Genomic DNA, 21,194 nt, shown 5'->3' with positions numbered 1-21,194 from the left:
TTTTTCATTTCGGGTGATCACCTTTCCAGCAGGATCTCTCCGCCTAACACGACCAGGTCGATGCTCCCCTTGAGGGTCTGATCAAGGAAAGGAGTGTTGCGGCTCTTCGACTTCATGAACTCGACCGAGAAGGTCGTGCTGCCTTCGGGATCGAAGAGAATGAACTCCGCCGGCTTTCCTTTCGCGACCGGCACAGGCTCGAGGCCCATCAAGCGGCGAGGTTCGGCGGAGTAACGTTTCACCAGGATGTCCCAAGTCAGCGCACCGGTGGTGACGTAGCGGTCGAACATCGAGACCAACGCCGTTTCCAGACCGGTGATCCCGTTCGGTGCGCTGGTGAAATCCTGGGCCTTCTCGAAAGGCGTGTGCGGCGCGTGGTCGGTGGCGAGCAGATCGAAGACGCCGGATTTCAACCCCTCTAACAATGCTGCATTATCCTCCGCCGTGCGCAGGGGCGGGTTCATCTTGTAGTGAGCATCGTAGTTGCCGATGTCCTCGTCGCGGAACATCAGGTGATGCGGAGCCACCTCGGCGGTGACCTTGACATCACCGCGTTCCTTCCACCAGCGGATGGTCTCCATGCCGAGCTTGCTGGACACGTGCTGGATGTGGATGTGTGCACCCGTGGCATGGGCCAGCCGGATATCACGATCGATCATGATTTCCTCGGCGCAGGCCGGGCTGCCCTTGATGCCGAGTTTGTAGGCCATCGGGCCGTCGTTAAGCGCGCGCGGGCCGGCGAGTTCGTGGACTTCGCAGTGGCTGGCGAAGAACATGCCGAACTCGCTGGCATACTGCATCGCACGATAGAGCACGGCTGGATCGGATACACCATCACCGTCATCGGTGAGCATTTTCACCCCCAGTGAGCGCATCCCGTCGATCGCCGCGAGCTCCTTGCCCTCGCGGTTCTTGGTGATGCAGCCGGAGGTATAGACGGGGATTCGGGAAACCGCTTTCGCCTTGTCGAAGAGCATCTTCACCACCGTGGCCGAATCGATGGCTGGCGAAGTATTCGGCATCATGACGACGCCTGTGATTCCCCCGTTGATGGCGGCCTCAGTGCCACTGGCAATGTCCTCCTTGGCCTCGAAACCCGGCTCACGGAAATGCACGTGGGCGTCGAACATCGCCGGCATCAGCAGACGATTCTTACCTTCGATCACCTTTGCCCCGTCCGGCACCGTCAGGCCGGGTGCCACGGCGGTGATAATCCCCTGCTCCACCCGCACGTCAGCCTCGACGAAGGCGGGCGAATCTTCGGAAACCACACGGACTTGGCGGATGATCAGCACATCGGACATGCGCGCTTCATGACATCCCGCCCCCGCGTCGTCCAGCGCAGGGAACGGGATCGGTGACAGCAGCGGAACTCACTCAATCTCCGAGGCCAGCCGCACGAAGATCTTCGTTTTTCCGCCAATCGGGATTTTCACGGTGATCGTGTCGAGGTCGCTGCCATTTTCCGTGATCGTCAGCGAGGACCCGTCCGCGGCGGTCCAATCGGCCGAAGAAACCCCCAGATCAGTCCAGGTCACGAAATCCGTGGTGTATTGGAGGTAAGTGTCCAATTCAGCCTCGCTGTCGTCGCTACGTGGGAACGTGACCGTCAGGAAACCTCCATCCCGGGCGACGGCGAGTTGCTTGCTGCCCGCGTCGTTCGCAGTCGGATTCCCACCAAGCAGCCATTCTAGGACATTGGCCAAGCCATCTTGGTCGGGATCGGCGCCTTCTTGGGCATTGGCTCCAGTCAGTCCATTAGTGGCGGTCCAGTTTTCAAAGGCGGTCGGTCCTTGCGTAACCACAAGGATGCCCGTGCCCGTGATCCGGTAGGTCTTGTGATCGGCATTGGAGGACAGGCTGCCCCAAGTGCCCTGGACCTGGCGGACGCCACCGATGAAGAGCTCTCCGATCGCGTCGTAACCAGTAAAGAAGAGATCCAGCTTGGCATTGCTGGCGATTGAAACGTCCGCACCATCGTCCAGGCTGGCGGAGGCCATCCGGAGCGTGCCATCTTGGACAATGGTATTGCCGGTCCTGGTGTGAGTGCCAGTGATCTGGAGTTCGCCGGCCCCGGACACCGTCAGGTCACCGCTACCACTGATGGTCCCCGTGAGATTGGCGCTGTCGCTGCTGGCCCCCATCGTGGCGCCACCACTGGCAATGACGAAGTTCGCCGAGCTGTAGGTCGTCTGGTTGAACATGAGTTTCCCGTTGTCCACGGTTGCCGTCACGTTCCTGAATCCATTCAGCGAAACGGAGCCACCGCCAAAGATGGAGACCGTGCTGTCGTCATTACCATAGATGAAGCCGCTCGCGGCAACCGTGGTGCCTGCTCCGCTGATGTTGAGCGTCCCGGTGCCTCCACCGCTGATGCCGAGCTGGATATCTGCGGTGGAGAGGCCCGCGCCATCCGTCAAAGTGAGGATTCCTGTCGTCGTCGCCGAACCGACGTAGAATTTGTTCACGGATAGGGACGCCGTGCCACCACTGGCATGAAGGATGCCGCCCTGCTCCACCCTGACTTCAACGGCTGAAGCGGTCCCGCCGAGCACGAGCTTGCCCGCGCCCGATTTTGTCAGAACCGAAGAAGCCGTCAGATTTCCCGTGATCTGGAGGTTCGCATTCAGCGACGTGGCGATTTCACCCGATCCCTGGAAACTCACCGGGCTGCCGATGCTGTGAACGATGGTTCCCGCCGAAGGATCAGCAGTCACGAGGGAGCCTCCCTCTGCCAGAATGAAGGAGCCACCGCTGAAGTTGTAGGCCGAGTTGCCCGAAAGACTCAGGCCGGCGATGCTCCGCTCTGCTCCAAGTCCAATCGAGAGTGGTGCAGCCCCGGTGAAGTTCACCACGTCGCCCGATGCTGGCACGGCATTGTCCAGCCAGTTCGCTGCCGTCGCCCAATCGCCAGTGCCAGCGCTACCATCCCACTGGACGGAATCTGCGACTGAAGTCACCTGGACATTTACCGTCACCGCGCTGCTGGACGCCAGCGATCCATCCCACGCCTTCACGGTGAAGGCGGCGAGTGTGCCATTTTCATTTGCCCCCGGCGTCCACACCACGGATTCGCCGGTGGAAATCAAGGCGCTGCCCGCACTGACAGGATTGCCATTCTTCGTCAGCGTTCCGGACAGCACGGACTCGATCCGGAAGCTGATCGTGTCGCCATTGGCGTCTGCTTCATCCGCGGCGGCAGCGAGGCTCGCATAGGAGATGGTGAATGCGGTGTCCTCGGTCGCACCCACAAGAGCCGAAATGGTCGTCAGCGTTGGCGCGGTCGGTGGGGTTCCAAGATTATAGCTGGTGGTCGCAGTCTGCGAAACGGTTGGTGTCACCACGCCCGTCGTGTCGTAGGTCGCCAGCGCGGTGCGTTGCACGCGACCTTGCTCGGTGCCACTGGTTCTGAGAGCCGTGTGGGTGTTCGACTTGGTGTTGGCGTTGCTCACGGTCAATCCAGTCGCCTTGTTCGTCCATGTCGTGCCATTGGTCGACGCGTCCACCGAGTAGGTGCCGCCCTCCACGGCATTCCAGGTCATCGTGACACTGGTGCCGCTGACCGACGGCGTATTCACCGTCAGCGGACGGCTGGGGCCACCCACGAACTGGCTCGTGACCGTCTCGGTGATGCTGTTCACCTTGCCGCCGGTGGGCGTGCCGTAGAACCAGCGATTGCACATGTAGGGAAACTGCGGCGTGCCGGTGCTGGAAATGTTCACGAAGTAAGCCCAAGTGCCGCTCGGGAATTCCGGCGTCACGCAGTAGCGGACATTGTATTCATTCAGGTCGAAGTCGACGCCCTGCTGGTAGTTTACGCCCGCGCTCTTCTGCAGGTCGCCAAGGTAGGCCCAATCCTGGATATAGCGGCCCATCGGATAGGTCGCATTCACCGCAGGACCGGCAGCACTGGTGTTGCCATTGTTGCGCAGCATCCACGCTGGCAGCGTCCGGCCTGCGGTGGTGATATTATCGACTCCGGTAGTGGTCCCGTCACGCTTCACAAAGCCCCCCACCATGCGGCGCACGCCGCTGTTCGCATCCATCGCGGTGCCGTAGCCATAGGGGCCATAAACTGGCAGTCCATCGATCATCCACGCCACGATCGGCGAGTGGGCCGTGGGGCTCATGGTCTCGGCATACTTCTTCGTGCTGCTGTTGAAACTGACCGCGTCGCCGAGCTGATAGCGCAACGCCAGCGGGTTCGCATGATTGTGGTAGAAACCGGTGTTCTGCTGGTGCGCCATCGAGTAGTCGAAGGTGATGCTCTCGTTGACGTAGGCGTCGCGATGCCACTGTCCGGTGCCGGGAGAAGTCTCGCTGCCACCGCTGTAGCTGAAGCCGTCGGTCGGATCATACATCGCCACCCCGTCGACATAGTATCCCGCGCCCGGCTGCATCACCCCGCCGACGTTCAGGCCATTGATCTGCGTCTTGGTGGCTGGGATGACGGGCGCGGCACGCGGGATGCGGATGATGAGCCCTTGGTTCTTCGGGACGTTGATGAAGAGCTGGGTCTTGGCCGCGTTGTCGTACCAAGGGCCCATGGTGTAGGTACCCAGGGACGGCGTTCGCACATAGACCCAGTTCGTGCTGTAGTCGATCTGGGTCGGTCCCGCATACGCGGGGGTTGTCTGCGCCAGCGTGAATGGCCCGGAGGTGCGAGTCCACGTCGTCTTCGAAGTGCCCGCGACCGCCTCGGCATCGGTTTCCTGGATCCGGGCGTATTTGCCCGCTTGAGCCGTATACCAGCTCGTAAGCTTGGGATCAGCGTGAGCGGTGCCGAGAAGCAGAGGGAGTAAGAGGAGGAGCCGTGTCATGCTCCTGTCCTAACAAACCCATCATGAACCCGAGGTGAATGACGGCATTTCCAAAAGAAATTCGCTGCCTTCTCCATCCACGCTTTTCACCGAGAGGGTGCCGCCGTGCGCATCGGCAATGCGCTTGCAGATGGCCAGCCCCAGCCCGGTGCCGCCGGTGGCGCTGCTGCGCGAACGATCCGTGCGATAGAAGCGCTCGAACAAATGCGGCTGATGCTCTGCCGCAATACCGGGGCCATTGTCCTGCACGGAAAGGTAGGCCTTCCCATCGAGGCTCCCGGTAGTGACGCGTATCTCCGAGCCCGCTGGCGAGAACTTCACGGCATTGGCCACGAGATTCGTGAGGATCTGCCCGACCTGCTCGGCATTCATGCAACATGCCGCCGGCTGAAGGTCCGCACGGAGAGTCGTGTTCTTTTCCTCGGCCAGCACCCGGAGGGCTGGAAGATGTTCCTGGCATTCACTTGCCAAGTCGCCGGGGTTCAGGTCAGACGCGCCGGCCGCTGCGTCGAGCACGGCAAGCTGTAGCAGCGACTCGATCATCCCTTGCATCCGCTTGGCAGCTCGTTGGGCTGTCTCGATGGTTTCACGGTAATAGGCGTTGTCACGTTCCCGCGATAGCGCGAGCTGCGATTGGGCAAGAATGATCGAAACCGGAGTGCGCAGTTCGTGGGCGGCATCCGAAGTAAAGCGCGCCTGTTCATCAAACGCAGCATCGAGACGCTGGAAGGTTTGATCTAACAAAGACGCCAGCCTCCCGAGCTCGCTTTCCGTCTCGGGCGTATGAATGCGTTCCTTCAGATTGCCTTCCGAAATTCGGCTCGCAGCCGCGCTGATGGCAGAGATGGGTCGCAGCGCCCGCGATGAAATCCACCAGCCCACGGCAAGCCCGACGACCCATAGCCCGCCCCCAATCCCAGCAGTCTTCCAGGCAAACTCGCGCATCGCCTTGTCCACCGATGCCGCTGATCTCCCCACCAGAATGCATTCTCCGGGTGGAGTGAAAAGATAGACCTCGCGGTAGCCAGCCCTCAGACGTGACTTGGGATCCATGGTCCCGCCTACAGGCAGAGGAATCCACCCGGGAACAGTGGCTGATTTTGTCAGGGGGCCACCATCGCGGGTCCAGACATGAAAATAGTAAGGGTCGGGATCGGCCTGCGAGAAAGCAGTGGCGATCTCGGGTGCCTGAAATCCCGGTGGCGGCCCGCGGCGTTGACCTCGAGGTGGTGGCCGCTCGTCTTCATTGTCGGGACGGCCTCCTCTCGGTCCTCCACCGCCGAAGCCGCCTCCCCCATCAGGACCGCCTCCATCAGGGCCGCCTCCGCCGGATCGCGGCGGCCCGCCGTTCTCCAAGACGGCAGTCAACAGGCCGATATGCCCTTTCAAATCATCGTCCAAGCGCCGGAAGGCATTGGTCTGCTCCAACCGGTAAGCAGTGACGCCGAAAGCGACCGTCATCGCCAGCAGCAGCAGGCCATGCCAAGCTTGGATTCGCCAGCGGATGGACTTGCGAAAGATCATGCGTCGATGCTGTAGCCTTGGCCGCGGTAGGTGGTGATGAAGGAGGAGCCAAGCTTCTTGCGGAGATTGGAAACCTGCACATCGATGATGTTGGAGAGCGGCGTGTCGTTCTCGTCGTAGAGGTGGTCGTAGATCTCCGTGCGGGTGACGGTTTTCCCACGACGGCGGGCAAGGTATTCTAGCAACGGATACTCGCCGCCGGTGAGAGTGACCGCTTCGCCGCCCTTGGTCGCCCGCCGGGCCGCCGTATCGATGGTGACATCACCGATCGTGATTAAGGAACTCGCGTCGCCTTGCCCGCGCCGGATGATCGCCCGGACCCGGGCAGCCAGCTCGATGAGGTCCACGGGCTTGGAAACGTAGTCGTCCGCCCCGGCGTCAAGACCGTGGACGCGATCGTTCACCTTGGTCCGAGCGGTCAGCATCAGCACCGGCGTCTTCTTGATTTTGCGAAGACGGCTGAGCACCTCAAAGCCGTCAAGTCCCGGCATCATCACGTCGAGGATGACTGCGTCGTAATCCCACTCGGTCGCCTTGTAGAGCGCCTCGGTGCCATCGATGGCCTCGTCCACGGCATGGCCTTCCTCACGCATCGCCTCGCAGAGGGCTCGGAGCAGGTCGGGTTCATCGTCGGCAATCAGCAGTCGCATCGGCGGACAGGAAACTAGCATCCGCTTCATGAATCCACGATGAATCTCGCATTCATTCATGGTCCATTCATGATGATTCTGGCAGGATGCCGCCAATGACCGCCCGGCTCCCCGCTCTCCTCCTGCTGGCCATCTCGTCCGTGCTCCACGCCGGACAGCGGCTGGACATCGAGGTGCGGCCGACGTTTGGCGCCAAGCCACTGGCCTTCGACACCCTCTCGCTGGAGACCCAAAACAGCCAGCGGGTCTCGCTGACCCGCTGCGACCTGATCCTCTCCAGGGCCGAGCTCATGGCCGCCGATGGCAACTGGCTCAGCGCCGAATCGTGGGCTGCCTTCGTCAGCCTGCGCGAGGGCCGGACACGATTCGCACTCTCGGACATCCCGGCCGGTAAGTTCACCCGCCTCCGCTTTCACATCGGCGTGCCCCCTGAGACCAACAAAGGCGACCCGGCTGCTTACCCCGCAGGCCACCCGCTCAATCCCTCGGTCAATGGCATGCACTGGGGCTGGCAGGGCGGCTATATTTTCGCCGCGGTCGAGGGCATGTGGCGCGGCAAGGACGGCGGCCTCAGCGGCTATTCCTTCCATGTCGCCAATGATGAGAACCTCATGACGGTGGAGCTCCCTCTGGAACTCGATCTCCAGCGCGACCAAACGCTTCATCTCGGCTTCGACGCCTCCGAAATCTTCGCCAAGTTAACGATCACCGCCGAGGCCTCGACCACCCACTCGCGCCCGGGCGACTCGTTGGCGGCGACCTTGAAGGCGAATCTGCCAAAGGCCTTCCGCGTCGAGAGCGTGCAACCTACCCCCACCCGACAGGAAGCCGCAGCCAAGGCCAACGCCTTGATCGCCCCCGATGCCACCCCCTATCGCTTCCGCTTTTCCGCCAGCTTCCCCCGCCCTGCTTTACCCTTGGATAATCCGCTCACCGAGGAGGGTGTGATCCTCGGCGAGCGGCTCTTTCATGACCGCGACCTCAGCGGCAATGGCACGCAGTCCTGCGCCGATTGTCATGATCGCCGCCATTTCTTCAGCGACGCACGGACCTTCAGCCCCGGTGCCTTGGGCGACATCGGCACGCGGCAGTCGATGCCACTCTACAATCTCGCGTGGAAGTCATCGTACTTCTGGGACGGCCGTGCTCCGACTCTGCGCGCGCAAGTCCTTGAGCCGATCCAAAATCCGGTCGAGATGCACGCGACGCTGCCTGAAGTCGTGAAGGCCATCGAGAGTGGCGAGCATTACCACGAGATGTTCGAAGACGCGTTTGGTTCACCGGAAATCAATGCCGACCGGCTGTCTCGAGCGCTCGAACAGTTCCTGCTGACTTTGGTCTCAGACGACTCGAAATTCGACCGCGCGATGCGCGGCCAAGCGCCGCTCACGTCCCAAGAGCAACGCGGAGCCGAACTCTTCAACACCGAGTTCGATCCCGCCCGCGGCCAACGCGGCGCCGACTGCTTCCATTGCCACGGCGGCCCGATGTTCCAAAGCGCCGCCTTCGCGAACAATGGCCTGTCGCTCAGCAAGGACGCCGGCCGCTTCGATGCCACCAAGCTCGAAGGTGACCGCGGCAAGTTCGCCGTGCCTTCCCTCCGCAATGTCGCGCGCACCGCGCCCTATATGCACGACGGCCGCTTCACTACGTTGGAGGAAGTGATCGATCATTACGACCATGGCCTGACCCGGAGCCCTACCCTCGATCCGAATCTCGCAAAGCATCCCACCGAAGGCCTGCAACTCAGCGACGAAGACAAAGCCGCACTAGTCGCCTTCCTCAAGACCCTGACTGACCACGAATTCATCCGCCCCGGTCCGCCGCCAATCCCACGGCGATAGCTCGTCACGCAGGCACGCCTTCCTCCGCCTTGTCACGACGCTTCGGCCAAAGCAGCAAAATCCAAGACGCGATTGCGGTTCCGAGAACCAACCATGGGGTCAGCCAGCCAAGGCGGGTGTAGAAGGTAAGTCCCGACTCCCGCCGCATCGAGCCGGTGAGGACACCTTCCACCATCGCGCCGAGGCGGCCATGGACCATCCCGCTCGGATCGATCACCTGGGACACGCCTGAGGTGGTGCAAACAAACATCCACCGGCCATTCTCACAGGCGCGGATCCGCATCAGCTCCGCATGCTGATCGTGCTGGCGAGCGGTCCATCGTTTCGCATCCATCACGGGAACGACGAACATCTCTGCTCCAGCTGCAGTCATGTGCCGGACAACGCCCTCGTAGTCACAATCGAAACAGACTGGCGTCCCCACCTTTCCATGGCGAGTCTCAATCGGCAGCGCCGTCGTGCCGGCGACTCCGTCATTGAAAAAATGCACGGGATGAACCTTGTTGTGTTCACCACGCGCTCCACTGGGATCGACAGTGAGCGCAATATTGCGCCACACCTCGCCGCCCGCCTCATGACGCTGGGTGCCGAAGGTAAGCGTGATATCGCGGTCACGACAGAGTTGCTGGACGAGATTCCATTCCTTCACGTTCGCACGGATGTCGTAGGGCACCGCATACTCAGGCCACACCACGTAGTGAAGCCCCTCAGGCAGCAGCGTTCTGGTCGCAGCCAGGAGGTCCTGAAGCGTGCCCTCTTCCCCCTGAATCCCGCCGAGCTTCACCGTGGCCGGATCGTCGTCACGTGGCTCCGCATGACGAGACACAACCAGACAAGCACCCAGCACAAGCGCAAACGACGCCCCTCCACCCTTCCAATGCCGCAGCGAGATTAACGCGGTCCCGAAGACGACGAGGGCACCCACACCATAGACTCCTATCCACGGCAGCCAGCCATTCGGTCCGATGGCCGATCCCACACTCAACCACGGGAACTTGAGCCAAAAGAGTTCCGAGCGAATATATTCCCAGCTCCCCCAGTTGGCCGCGGTGAAGGCCGCGAAGTGCCACCCCTTGACGCCGCGCTGTGAGGCAAGCCCTTGGAAATGGGCAAACATCGAGGGAAAGACCGCCAAGACGACCCATAGAAAGAACGCCCACACCGCGAAGAGTTCGTAAAGCCACGACAGTCCGACGGCGAAGACCGCCAAGCCATGGAGGAAGCCAATCGCAAGAGCCTTTGACCCGCGCTGTCCTTGGAGAGCGATCAACAGTCCTAACACACCCGGCAACACCAGCCAGCGCCAACCAACCGGTGGATAGGCTAAGGCATAAATGCCTCCGGACGCCACCGCCAAGAGAAGGCGAAGAGCAAAAGGCGTACGAGCAGGCAGCAACTCCATCAGAGTAGCTTGCTATCTATCTCCGGGAAGCGCTGCAAGTACGCAGTCGCCGGCTGCACGCTCAGGCTGAAAGCTCCATCTCGATGACGTTAGACGCTTCCCCGCGGCCTTGCCGGACTTCGGATGCAAGCTCCGCCATGAACTCTTGATGGCGGATCAGCTCAAGCCGTCCATCGTGATGCTCCACGATTGCGGTCAGGCTCTCCACCCAGTCGCCGGAATTCAGATAGCGGATCTCGCCGACTTGCTTGTCCTCCGGCGTGTGGATGTGGCCGCAGATGATACCGTCGCAATGCTTCTTCCGCGCGAGGTCTTGAAGCTGGATCTCATACTCACCGACGAAGTTCACCGCCGATTTGACCTTGGCTTTGATCGCCTTGCTTACCGAATAGTATTCCTTGCCTCGCCACGCACGATACTGGTTGTAGACGCGATTCGCCTTGAGCAGCAGATCATAGCCGACCGCCCCGATCACGGCGATCCACTTGTGGTTGGTCGAGACGCTGTCGAAGCCATCGCCGTGTACCACCAGGTAGCGTTTCCCATCCACCCCCTGGTGGATGTGTTCCTTCACGAATCGCATCTTTCCAAAGGCCAGCGGGAGAAAGCGGTCGAGAATGTCATCGTGATTGCCCCGCAGGTAGATCACTTCCGTTTCATCCTTCTCCATCTTCTTGAGCACGGTGCGAATGAACCGGCTGTGACGCTTGCGCCATCTTCCACCCCGCTTGAGAGCCCAGCCGTCGATGATGTCGCCATTCAGCACCAGCTTCTCGCAGCGAGTGTGCTTGAGGAAATCGATGACCTCATGGACTTTCGCATCCTCGGTGCCGAGGTGGACGTCGGAGATGAAGATCGTGCGGAAGTTCCGCTTAGGGCGCTTGCTCTTTTCCTTGAGCGTGAGCGTCACTGGTCCGCGGGATTCGCAAGCCTCCTGCAAGTGATTCTCGAATGACTCCACCACCTGGTCCCAGCCCAGGCTTTCCGTGGTCAGGCGGGCCTCGGTGCGAAAGGCATCATCGCTCCATCGATGCAGGGCAGCGAAGCACTCGCCGAGGTATGCCTCGCGGTCGCCCTTCGGTGCCTTGAGTCCGTTGCGGTCCTGAGCGACGTGGCGGCCGGAGGCAGCGTAGTCATGACTCACCGTCACCAGACCGCTGGCCATTCCTTCTAACAAAACATTGCCAAACGTTTCGGTCTCGCTCGGGAAGAGCAGGATATCAGCCGAGGCATAGTGACGGGCGAGGTCCTCGCCGGTCTGCACACCCGCGAAATGGACGAAGGAATGCTCAGCTTGGAGCTTCTCCCGCAGCGGGCCGTCCCCGACGACCACGCACGCCAGATCCGGCAAACGCTCGCGCATCTTGCGGAAGCATTCCATGGCAAACGGCAGGTTCTTCTCCGCAGCCACCCGGCCCACGATGATCGCCACCGGTGAGCCCTCGCGAGCCCCCCAAGAAGCACGCAGGGCGCTGTCGCGCTTCGCAGGATGGAAGAGCTCAGTGTCCACGCCACGACCGAGCAGGCGGACATTCTGGAAGCCCTCGCGCTCAAGCATGTCCACCACGTCACGAGTGGGAGCCATGGTCAGATTCGCCCGGCTGTGGACCTTCTTCAGATAGGCCATCGCCGCCGGTTGGAGGCCACCGAGGCGATACTGCTCCATGTACTGGTGGAAATTCGTGTGAAAGCCCGTGGCCACCGGGATCTCCAGCGCATTGGCAGTCTTGAGCGCCGAAATGCCGAGTGGACTCTCGGTGGCGACATAGATCGCGTCCGGGCGGCGCTTCATCCAGCGTTTGCGGAGCTTGAAGGGGCCGGGCAGGCCGATCCGCACTTCCTTATACAGCGGCAGTGCCACCGAGGCCGCGATCGTTTCGCCCCGTCCCCCACCTTCACCAGTCCGAATCACATGAACGAGATGCCCGCGCCGGCGAAGGCCGTCGCAGAGCCGACCGAGCGTCATGGCCACGCCATTCACGTCGGGAGCAAAGGTGTCGGTGACAATGTCAATTCTCATGGATAGTCAGGAGTTTCAAACAATCCGCACCGTCGGTGTAGCATGCCGCAGATGTCACACGAATGAGCTTTCGGGTGGCGAATTCGCCACACACCGCCGTTTTCTCGCTTGGCCAACGGCAAATGCGGTTTAGGGAACACGCGTGCCCCGCAAGGCGGATGACCAGGACGACTGGCTGCAGCGGGCAATCGGGCAGCCGGATTTCAGGCAGCGCCTGGCCCTCGCGGCCTCGGGTGCGGGAGGTGTCGTGTTTGATCACACCGACGAAGCAGCCCACGCCTGGCTCGCGGCTGTGGTTTGCCGGCATCTAACAGACTCCGGAAAGAAGCGTCTGTGGCTGGTCTGCGACGCGCCACGCCAGCGCGAGCGGCTCGCCGCGGAGCTTGAACTCTGGGGTATTGACGCGGCGGATCTGCCGGAAATGCCGGTGGAGTTGGAAGGAGGCCAACTTTCGGACCCCGAAGCAGCAGCGGTGCGGCTGGAAGTCCTGGACATGGCCGCCCAACGCGATGCCTGCGTGATCCTCTGCGGTGCCGAGGCGTTTTCCCAAGGAGCGCCTGCTCCCAACGAGCTGGCCGGAAGCCGGATCGTGGTGAAGCAAGGTGCTGGCGCTGATCCGTTGGACCTTGCGGCCAAGCTCTCCGCCCACGGCTATGACCGCGTCACCACGGTCCAAGGCCGCGGCCAATTTGCCGTTCGAGGTGGCATCGTGGATGTCTTTCCGTGGCAAGGTGGGCGACCGCTGCGGATCGAATTTTTCGGCGACGAGGTCGATTCGCTTCGCGAGTTTGACGTCGATACGCAGGCATCGGTCGGAAAGCTCGCTCAAGCCGAATTGCTGCTCGCCGAGCCGGAGTTGGAAGCCACGGTCGCCGAGTATGTGAGAAAGGGTGATGTCCGGATTGCCTTCGAGGACGCGGATATCGAGGCCGAGGTTCGGGTCATTTCGGGGGCCCTTGAAGGAGCCGGCGAGGAAGACTTCACCACCGCTTGCTTCGGCAGTCCGCTCGGCAGCTTCGAAGCCGGCGACTTCGTGCTCGAACAAAGCCGCCGCCAGCGATTCTTCGACCAGATCGATGAGTGGCGCTCGCAAAACTGGCGGGTCGGCATGGTCTTCTCTAACAAGGGCGAGGAAGACCGTTTCATCGAGCTCGCCGGCCACGAGGCCGTGGCAGATGTCGTGCGGCTGCGCGGCGAGCTGATCCAGGGCTTCACCGTTCCCGCTGCGCAGATGGCGGTGCTTTCCTCCAGCGAACTCTTCGGCCGCTATCGCACGCCTGGCACCATCAAGCGCAGTCGCCAGGAAGCACGCCGTATTCTCACCGCCCGTGCCTCACTTGATGACATCGAGGAGGGCGACCTGGTGGTGCACTACGAATACGGCATCGGTCGCTTTCGTGGCATCGCGCCGGGAGAAAGCGGCGAGGAAATCTCCATTGAATACAAGGATGGCGGCCTGCTCGCCGTCCCGATCGACCAAGCCCATCTCGTCGCCAAGTATGTCGGCCTCGGCGGCAAGACACCCGAACTCAACAAGCTCGGCGGCGCGGCGTGGAAGAACATCCGCAAGAGCGCCGAGAAATCGATTCTCGACTACGCCGCCCAGCTCTTGCGCGTGCAGGCCGAGCGCCAAGCCGAGCCCGGCATCCCCCACCCACCCGATTCGCGCTGGATGTGGGAGTTCGAGAATTCCTTCCACTACACCGAGACGCCGGACCAGCGCCGCGCGATCGAGCAATCGAAGCGCGACATGGAGTCGGCCAAACCGATGGACCGCCTCATCTGCGGCGACGTCGGCTTTGGCAAGACCGAGGTCGCCATCCGCGCGGCCTTCAAGGCGGCCACCGGCGGGATGCAGGTCGCCATTCTGGTGCCGACCACCGTGCTCGCCGAGCAGCACTGGCGGACTTTCCGCGAGCGCATGAGCGACTACCCCGTCCGCATCGACTTGCTCAATCGTTTCCGAACGCCCAGCGAAGTGCGCGAAACCATTCAAGGACTTGCCGATGGTTCCGTGGACATCGTGATCGGCACCCACCGCCTGATTTCAGGCGACGTGCATTTCAAGAACCTGGGCCTAGCGGTGGTCGATGAAGAGCAACGTTTCGGCGTGAAGCATAAGGAGAAGTTCAAGGAGCTGTTCCGCAGCATCGACGTGATGACCCTCTCCGCCACGCCGATCCCGCGGACGCTCTATATGGCGCTGATGGGCGCGCGCGACATGTCCACCATCGACACGCCGCCGCCGAACCGGGTGCCCGTCCACACCAGCGTGGTGCAATACGACGAGCGGATCATCCGCGACGCCATCCTGCGGGAAATGAAGCGAGGTGGTCAGGTTTTCTTCCTGCACAACCGGGTCAAGAGCATCGAGATGATGCGGAAGAAGCTTCAAGAACTCGTTCCCGAAGCGCGCATCCTCGTCGGCCACGGCCAGATGGAAAAGGACGAGCTGGAAGTGGTGATGCGGAACTTCGTCCACGGCGAAGCCGACATCCTGCTCGCCACCACCATCATCGAGACCGGCATCGACATCCCGAACGCGAATACGATCCTGATCGACCGTGCCGACCGCTTCGGTCTCGCCGATCTCTATCAGCTCCGTGGTCGCGTCGGACGCGCCGGGGAAAAGGCCTACGCCATCCTCCTTCTTCCGCGCGACTTCATCACCGCCGGTGACGCCCGGAAGCGCATCCACGCCATCAAGCAGTACACGGCCCTCGGCTCCGGTTTCAAAATCGCCATGCGCGACCTCGAGATCCGCGGCGCGGGCAATCTTTTAGGCACCAAGCAGAGCGGTCACATCGCCGCCGTCGGCTTCGATCTCTATTGCCAACTCCTCCGGCAGTCGGTGGACCGACTCCAAGGAAAGACGCCAAAAGTCCGGGTTGAAGCCACCTTCCGCAGCGACTTCGTGGCCTTCTCCGAAGCAGAGTTTGCCCGTGGCTCCGGCGATGGCCCCCTGCTTCCCGCATACCTGCCGAGCGGCTGGCTAGATGAGACTCAGCTCCGCGTTAGCGCCTACCGGGAGCTGGCCGAGAGCATGATCGAAAAGGACCTCGACCAAATGGAAGCCCGCTGGCGCGACCGCTTCGGCCGATTGCCGGAACCCGCGGAGAATTTGATCACCGTCGGCCGCATCCGTCTGGTCGCCGCTGGAAAGGGCGTCGCCTCGGTCGAGATCAAGGGCCAACGTCTGATGCTCCAGCGCGGCGGCGACTACATCATGCTTGAGGGAACACGTTTCCCTCGCCTCGCATCAACCGGCACGCGCGAGAAGCTCCACGAGGCACTGGAGATGCTGCGGACACTTTGATATGGCAGCCCCCATCCATTTCTACAGCGTCGGCGATCCCTACGGCGAATTCTCCAACTTCGCCGCCTACCCGATCACCCTCGGCAAGAAGAAGTGGCCGACTTCCGAGCACTACTTCCAGGCTCAGAAATTTGAGAACCCCGCCGACCGGGAAGAAGTCCGCAAAGCCAACTCGCCGATGCTGGCAGCCAGACTCGGCCGCGACCGGAAGAAGAAGCTTCGCAAGGATTGGGAAGCCGTGAAGGTCGGCATCATGCGCCAAGCACTTGAAGCCAAGTTCACCCAGCATGCGGAGCTGAAGGAACTGCTTCTCTCCACCGGCACCGCCAAACTCATCGAACATACCGCCAATGATTCCTACTGGGGCGATGGTGGCGACGGCACCGGCAAGAACGTGCTCGGCCTGCTACTGATGAAACTTCGGGAAAAGCTCTCAGCCAGCTCACGGTAATCGGAACGAAGCCTAACAGCAGACTTCACTCCCCCAGCGCCACCGCATTCGCCGCAGCGTAGTGGTGTGCATGCGTCAGGCTGATCTTCACCTCAGCGATCCCTTTTCCCTCCGCATACGCCTTCCCCATTCCGCTCAGCACCAATCCAGGTTCTCCGCTATCCTTGCGGACGATCTCCATGTCCAGCCAGCCAAGCTCCTTGCCGATTCCCGTACCAAACGCCTTCGCCACCGCTTCCTTTGCCGCAAAGCGGGCCGCGTAGTGAATCGCCGGACGTCTCTGGGAGTCGCAATAAGCGCGCTCTGCTGCGGTGAAAATTTTCGTCGCGAAGCGTTCGCCGAACTCCGCCATCGAGGACTCGATGCGCTCGACCTCCACCACATCAATGCCGATTCCGAACAGCTTCATGCTTCCGGGTAGGCGGCCATGAGTTCCTTCATCTCGCGCACGGCTTCGGTGAAACCCACCCGCATCGCCCGGGAGACAATCGTGTGCCCGATATTGAGCTCGGCCAAATAAGGTACCGTGAAGAGGCGGAAGATATTCGAGTAGTTGATGCCGTGCCCCGCATTCACCTGAATGCCCGCGGCGTGGCCAGCCTTCGCACCTTCGATCAGGCGACCGATCTCGCGCTCCAGTTCGGAGTCAACTGCATTGGCAAAGCAGCCGGTATGCAGCTCGATCATCTCCGCACCGCAATGCGAAGCGGCTTCGATCTGATGCAGATCCGGATCGATGAAAAGCGAAACGCGGATCCCGTGGTCCTGAAGGGTCTTCACGCAGGCCTTTACCTCGGCAAGCCGGCCGGCAACATCGAGACCACCCTCGGTGGTGACCTCCTCGCGGGTCTCTGGGACCAGACAGGCAAACTCCGGCTTCAACTCCAGGGCGAGCTTGGTCATCTCGGCCGTCACGCCCATTTCCAAGTTCAGCGGCAGCGGACAACCCTTCCGGATCTCAAACGCATCCCGGTCCTGCATATGCCGGCGGTCGGCCCGGACGTGAATGGTGATGGAGTCGGCTCCGCCATCCTGCGCATCGAGCGCCGCCTGCAGGGGCGACGGCTCGGCATTCGGCGAATCCGGCAGCAGGGCGTAGCGGGCCTGCCGCAGGGTGGCCACGTGGTCGATATTGACGCCGAGAAGCATGGGCACGGGATAGTCCGGTGGCGGGGCACCCGCACCTGAAAAATCACCGCCGGGGCAAATCGGGCATGTCCGGTGCTCCTACCGGTCGGCGCATGGCCCCGAAAACCCCTGCTATTTCCCCGGCCAAGCTGCCTGCGCTCCTGGTGCTGGTCGCGGGGCTATGTCTGGCAGTGCTGCTCGCCGTGGAGACAAAGCGCAGCCAGCAGGAAGCCCTGGAGCGAGAACTTCGCAAGCTCGCGCAAGATCGGGCAGAGCTGATCCGCGGCCAAGTCCTGCGCTCCATGGAGGTGCTGCACGCGCTCGCCGGGCTCTATCGAACTGATTCCGACGTCACTAGAAACGAGTTCCGCACCTTCGTTGAGCCGACGCTTTCCCGCCAACCAGAGCTCCAGGCGCTGGCTTGGGATCCGCGGGTGAAGGCGGCGGATCGCGGAAATTGGGAGGCCAAGGCCCGGGCCGAGGGCTTCGCGGACTTCACCTTCACCGAGGAATCATCCGGGGTGCACTTCGCTCCGGCGAGCCCTCGCGACGAGTATTTCCCTGTCTTCTATCTGGAAAGTCTGGCAAGAAACGCTCCGGCGCTGGGGTTTGACGTCGGCTCGGAACCGATCCGGCGCGCAGCCTTGGAGAAAGCCCGCGACACCGGCGAACCCACCGCCACTGCGCCAGTTCGGCTGGCCCAGGAGCCAGGCTCACAGACGGGGTTCGTGGTTTTCTTGCCTCTCTACCAGAGTCCTGCAACGACTGTCGAACAACGACGGGAGAACTTGTCCGGATTCGCGACCGCCGTCTTCCGCATTGGCGACCTGATCGAGTCAACCCTCCGCCCGGTGGGTAACAATGGCGTCCTGCTCACCATTGAGGATCCCGCGGCTGGCGGCACCATCTACCGGCAGTCCGGCGAGCGCTGGGAAGGCGCGCTTTCATGGACGACTCCGGTTGAGTTCGCGGGGCGTCACTGGAACCTCCACTTCGAACCCGACCCTCTGTTGCGCCGCCGGGACGCGGCCGCCTTGCCATGGATCGTCGGCTTGACCGGGGCGGCCATCACCGGGCTGCTGGCCGCCTACCTGTGGCTGGAGGCGCGCCGGTCGGCGCAGCTGAAAGCATCTCATGAGGCCCTGTTAGGCGAGATTCTCGTTCGGAAGGAAGCTGAAGCTTCGGCCGAGTCGGCGAACAAGGCGAAGTCGGAGTTTCTCGCCAGCATGAGCCACGAGATCCGCACGCCGATGAATTCCATCCTCGGCTACTCGCAGATCCTTGCCCGCGACACCGCGCTGCCGCCCTTCCATCGCGACATGATCGCGACCATCCTCAGCAGCGGAAATCACCTGCTGCATCTGATTGATGAGATCCTCGATCTTTCCAAGATCGATGCCGGTCGGATGGACGTCACGCGTGCCGACTTCGACCTGAACGCGCTGGCCAATGAGCTGATCGCGATCTTCCAAAACCCGTCAGAGGAGAAACAGCTCGGCCTCCGGCTCGATGCTCCCGCATTGGGCCGCCCGTTGTTAGTCCACGGTGACGAGGGCAAGCTGCGCCAGATCCTGATCAATCTGTTAGGCAACGCGGTGAAGTTCACCAAGCGAGGCCGCGTCACGCTGAGGATTCTTCAGGAGGGCGAGCCTTGGGTATTCGAGGTGGAGGACACCGGGCCCGGCATCGAGCCAGGCTTGCAGGAGCGAATCTTCGAGCCCTTCCAGCAAGGCCCGGGCCGCCACGCGGAGACCGGCACCGGTCTTGGTCTCGCCATCTCGAAGCGCCAAGCCGGAATCCTCGGCGGCAAGCTCACACTCGATTCAGAACCGGGCCACGGCTCGACCTTCCGGCTCACACTGAAGCTCCCGCCGGTCGGCGAGTCCACTAAGCCGGTCATCCTTCAGCGACAGACGCGACATCTGGCCGAGGGGCACCGGGTGAAGGCACTGGTGGTCGACGACATTGCGGAAAACCGCGACGTGCTGGCCACCATGCTTACGCAGGTGGGCTGCGAAGTCGTGCTGGCCGAGCATGGCAGGCAAGCCGTGGAGGTGACCGGGGTGTCACGTCCGCAGATCGTTTTCATGGACGTCCGGATGCCGGAATTCGATGGCATTGAGGCCACGCGACGGATTGTCCAGCAGTTCGGCACCACCGGAATCAAGGTGATCGCCACCTCAGCCTCGGCCTTGGTGCATCAGCGCGAGCAATGCCTCAAGGCTGGCTGCGATGACTTCGTGGCGAAGCCGTTCCAAGCGGAGCGCATTTACTCGGTTCTGCACCAACATCTCGGTGTTGAGTTCGTCAGCGATCCGGTGCCAGCGTCCGTGGAGAGGACGGAGAGCATCGATTTCAGTGCGCTTGTTCTCCCCGAGGAACTCGCCACGCGAATGATGATGGCGGCTGAACTCCATAGCGCCACGGTTCTCAAGAACTGCCTCGGCGAGGTCGAAGCGCTCGGCCCGCCAGGAGAGCGACTGGCCCAGCATTTGCGGGAATTCGTCGCCAGCTACGACATGAAAACGATCCAGCGCGTGCTGGCCCAAATCCAAGTCACATGACCGAAGGCCGCATCCTCGTCGCCGATGACACCCCGGCAAACCTATCCCTTATCAGCCACGTATTGGAGAAGGAAGGACACGAGATCTTCGCCGTCTCGAATGCCGTGGATGCCCTGCGCATCGCAGCAAAGGCCAAGCCCGACCTGATCCTGCTCGATGTGATGATGCCCGGTCACGACGGCTATTACGTTTGCCGCGAACTGAAGGCCGAGCCGGAGACTCGCGACATCCCGGTCATCTTCATCACCAGCCGCAACGAAACCGAGAGCATCCTGAAAGGCTTCCGGGTGGGAGCAGTGGACTACATCCACAAGCCCTTCCACGCCGAGGAAGTTGTCACGCGAGTGGCGACTCATCTCAAGATCAGCCGCCTCACCCGCGAACTCAAGGAGCGTAATACCGAACTCGAAGCCGAAGTAACCCGCCGCCGTGACGCCGAACAGGCCCGCGACACCGCCAACCAGCGGCTTCACACGCTGACGAGAAAAGAAGCCGAGCGCTGGGGCATCGGCGGCTTCGTGGGCCACAGCAAGCACCTGAAGCACATCCTTGACGACATCGAGCGCCTCCAGCAGTTCGGAAAGACCAGCGTGCTGATCACTGGCGAAAGCGGCACCGGCAAGGAGCTCGTGGCCCGGGCGATCCATCACCATAGCCCACGCTCCGAGGCAGCCTTCATTCCCGTGAACTGTGTCGCCATCCCCTCGGAGCTGATGGAGTCGCTGTTCTTCGGTCACATGAAGGGCTCGTTCACCGGCGCCACTTCCGATCGCAAGGGCTACTTCGAACTCGCCGATGGCGGCACCCTGTTCCTCGACGAGATCGGCGACATGCCGGCCACGCTTCAGGCGAAGCTGCTGCGAGTCTTGGAAGATGGCGAGGTCACTCCGGTCGGTGCAACAAAGCCTCGCCGCGTCGACGTCCGCGTCCTGAGTGCTACCAACGCCGATCTCCAGTCAAAGATCACGAGCGGTGATTTTCGGCAGGATCTCTTCTTCCGCCTCGCTCGCTACACGGTGGATCTGCCGCCACTTCGCGATCGGCCCGAAGATCTGCCAATATTGGCCCGCCACTTCCTTGAGCTCTTCTCCTCGGAAATGGGCTGCCCTGTTCCCGCGATCTCGCCAGACGCATTGGGCGTCCTCGCCACCCACGATTTCCCCGGCAATATCCGCGAGCTCAAGAACGTGATGGAGCGGGCATTGATCCTCTCCGGCGGCAAGCCCGTGCAGCCCGAGCACCTGCAGCTTTTCGATTCACGGCCCAAGCCTGCCGCTGCATCCAGAGCCGAAAGCTTCGACCTCGAATCCGCCGAGCACTCGGCTATCCAACGCGCCCTCGAGCAAACCCAAGGCAACGTCGCCGAAGCCGCGCGGTTGCTGAAGATCCATCGCAGCCGGATCTACCGGAAGTTCCCCCACCTCGCGGGCGGATCACAATAAGTGTCGCACCTGTTGCACGCTGGAACACTTGCG

The 21,194-nt window shown here is 62.0% G+C and carries 13 protein-coding genes; 5 read left to right on the top strand and 8 right to left on the bottom strand.

The genetic code is table 11. The annotated features are described in order from the left end of the window. Window positions 1–17 precede the first annotated feature (17 nt). The 4 genes from WKV53_RS07200 to WKV53_RS07185 form a co-directional block, all read right to left on the bottom strand. Window positions 18–1,304: a dihydroorotase gene (locus WKV53_RS07200; RefSeq protein WP_341403740.1), complete on the bottom strand. Its 1,287-nt coding sequence runs from the start codon at window positions 1,302–1,304 to the stop codon at window positions 18–20. Between the two features lie 69 nt (window positions 1,305–1,373). Next, window positions 1,374–4,820: a YHYH protein gene (locus WKV53_RS07195; protein ID WP_341403739.1), complete on the bottom strand. Its 3,447-nt coding sequence runs from the start codon at window positions 4,818–4,820 to the stop codon at window positions 1,374–1,376. Between the two features lie 21 nt (window positions 4,821–4,841). Further along, the gene (locus WKV53_RS07190) at window positions 4,842–6,344 is read right to left on the bottom strand and encodes a sensor histidine kinase (protein WP_341403737.1); all 1,503 of its coding nucleotides are present in this window, start codon (window positions 6,342–6,344) and stop codon (window positions 4,842–4,844) included. Further along, window positions 6,341–6,994 carry a response regulator transcription factor gene (locus WKV53_RS07185; RefSeq protein WP_341403736.1) on the bottom strand — a complete coding sequence of 218 codons (654 nt, stop codon included), beginning with the start codon at window positions 6,992–6,994 and terminating at the stop codon, window positions 6,341–6,343. Before WKV53_RS07185 ends, WKV53_RS07190 begins: the two co-directional genes overlap by 4 nt. Window positions 6,995–7,089: 95 nt before the next feature. On the opposite strand from WKV53_RS07185, the gene WKV53_RS07180 reads away from it, so the two are divergent. Continuing rightward, complete coding sequence (locus WKV53_RS07180; protein WP_341403735.1) at window positions 7,090–8,838, top strand: MbnP family protein; 1,749 nt, start codon at window positions 7,090–7,092, stop codon at window positions 8,836–8,838. 4 nt (window positions 8,839–8,842) lie between these two features. On the opposite strand, the gene WKV53_RS07175 is transcribed toward WKV53_RS07180, so the two are convergent. Together WKV53_RS07175 and WKV53_RS07170 are read right to left on the bottom strand one after the other, a co-directional pair. Then, window positions 8,843–10,240, bottom strand: a complete 1,398-nt coding sequence (locus WKV53_RS07175; protein ID WP_341403733.1) for an apolipoprotein N-acyltransferase — start codon at window positions 10,238–10,240, stop codon at window positions 8,843–8,845. Between the two features lie 61 nt (window positions 10,241–10,301). Further along, window positions 10,302–12,260, bottom strand: coding sequence for a glycosyltransferase (locus WKV53_RS07170; protein ID WP_341403732.1), 1,959 nt, complete (start codon window positions 12,258–12,260; stop codon window positions 10,302–10,304). A 142-nt stretch (window positions 12,261–12,402) separates the two neighbouring features. Between WKV53_RS07170 and mfd the strand changes: the two genes are divergently transcribed. Together mfd and ybiA are read left to right on the top strand one after the other, a co-directional pair. Then, window positions 12,403–15,576 carry a transcription-repair coupling factor gene (mfd, locus tag WKV53_RS07165; protein WP_341403731.1) on the top strand — a complete coding sequence of 1,058 codons (3,174 nt, stop codon included), beginning with the start codon at window positions 12,403–12,405 and terminating at the stop codon, window positions 15,574–15,576. 1 nt (window position 15,577) lies between these two features. After that, window positions 15,578–16,027, top strand: a complete 450-nt coding sequence (ybiA, locus tag WKV53_RS07160) for a riboflavin biosynthesis intermediates N-glycosidase (RefSeq protein WP_341403730.1) — start codon at window positions 15,578–15,580, stop codon at window positions 16,025–16,027. 25 nt (window positions 16,028–16,052) lie between these two features. Here ybiA and acpS read toward each other — a convergent pair whose 3' ends face one another. After that, entirely contained in the window at window positions 16,053–16,430 is a 378-nt protein-coding gene (gene acpS / locus WKV53_RS07155; protein ID WP_345789645.1) for a holo-ACP synthase, read from the bottom strand. Between the two features lie 2 nt (window positions 16,431–16,432). Then, on the bottom strand, window positions 16,433–17,176 hold the full coding sequence (locus tag WKV53_RS07150) for a pyridoxine 5'-phosphate synthase (protein ID WP_341403728.1): 744 nt from the start codon (window positions 17,174–17,176) through the stop codon (window positions 16,433–16,435). 92 nt (window positions 17,177–17,268) lie between these two features. Between WKV53_RS07150 and WKV53_RS07145 the strand changes: the two genes are divergently transcribed. Both WKV53_RS07145 and WKV53_RS07140 read left to right on the top strand, forming a co-directional pair. Then, the gene (locus tag WKV53_RS07145) at window positions 17,269–19,719 is read left to right on the top strand and encodes a CHASE domain-containing protein (RefSeq protein WP_341403727.1); all 2,451 of its coding nucleotides are present in this window, start codon (window positions 17,269–17,271) and stop codon (window positions 19,717–19,719) included. Continuing rightward, a complete protein-coding gene (locus WKV53_RS07140) occupies window positions 19,716–21,161 on the top strand; it encodes a sigma-54-dependent transcriptional regulator (RefSeq protein ID WP_341403726.1) in 1,446 nt (481 codons plus the stop codon). Before WKV53_RS07145 ends, WKV53_RS07140 begins: the two co-directional genes overlap by 4 nt. Window positions 21,162–21,194 lie beyond the last annotated feature (33 nt).

Origin of the sequence: Luteolibacter sp. Y139, assembly GCF_038066715.1 — a bacterium.
Taxonomy (GTDB): Bacteria; Verrucomicrobiota; Verrucomicrobiia; order Verrucomicrobiales; family Akkermansiaceae; genus Haloferula; species Haloferula soli.
This window is presented reverse-complemented; position numbering and strand designations above follow the sequence as displayed.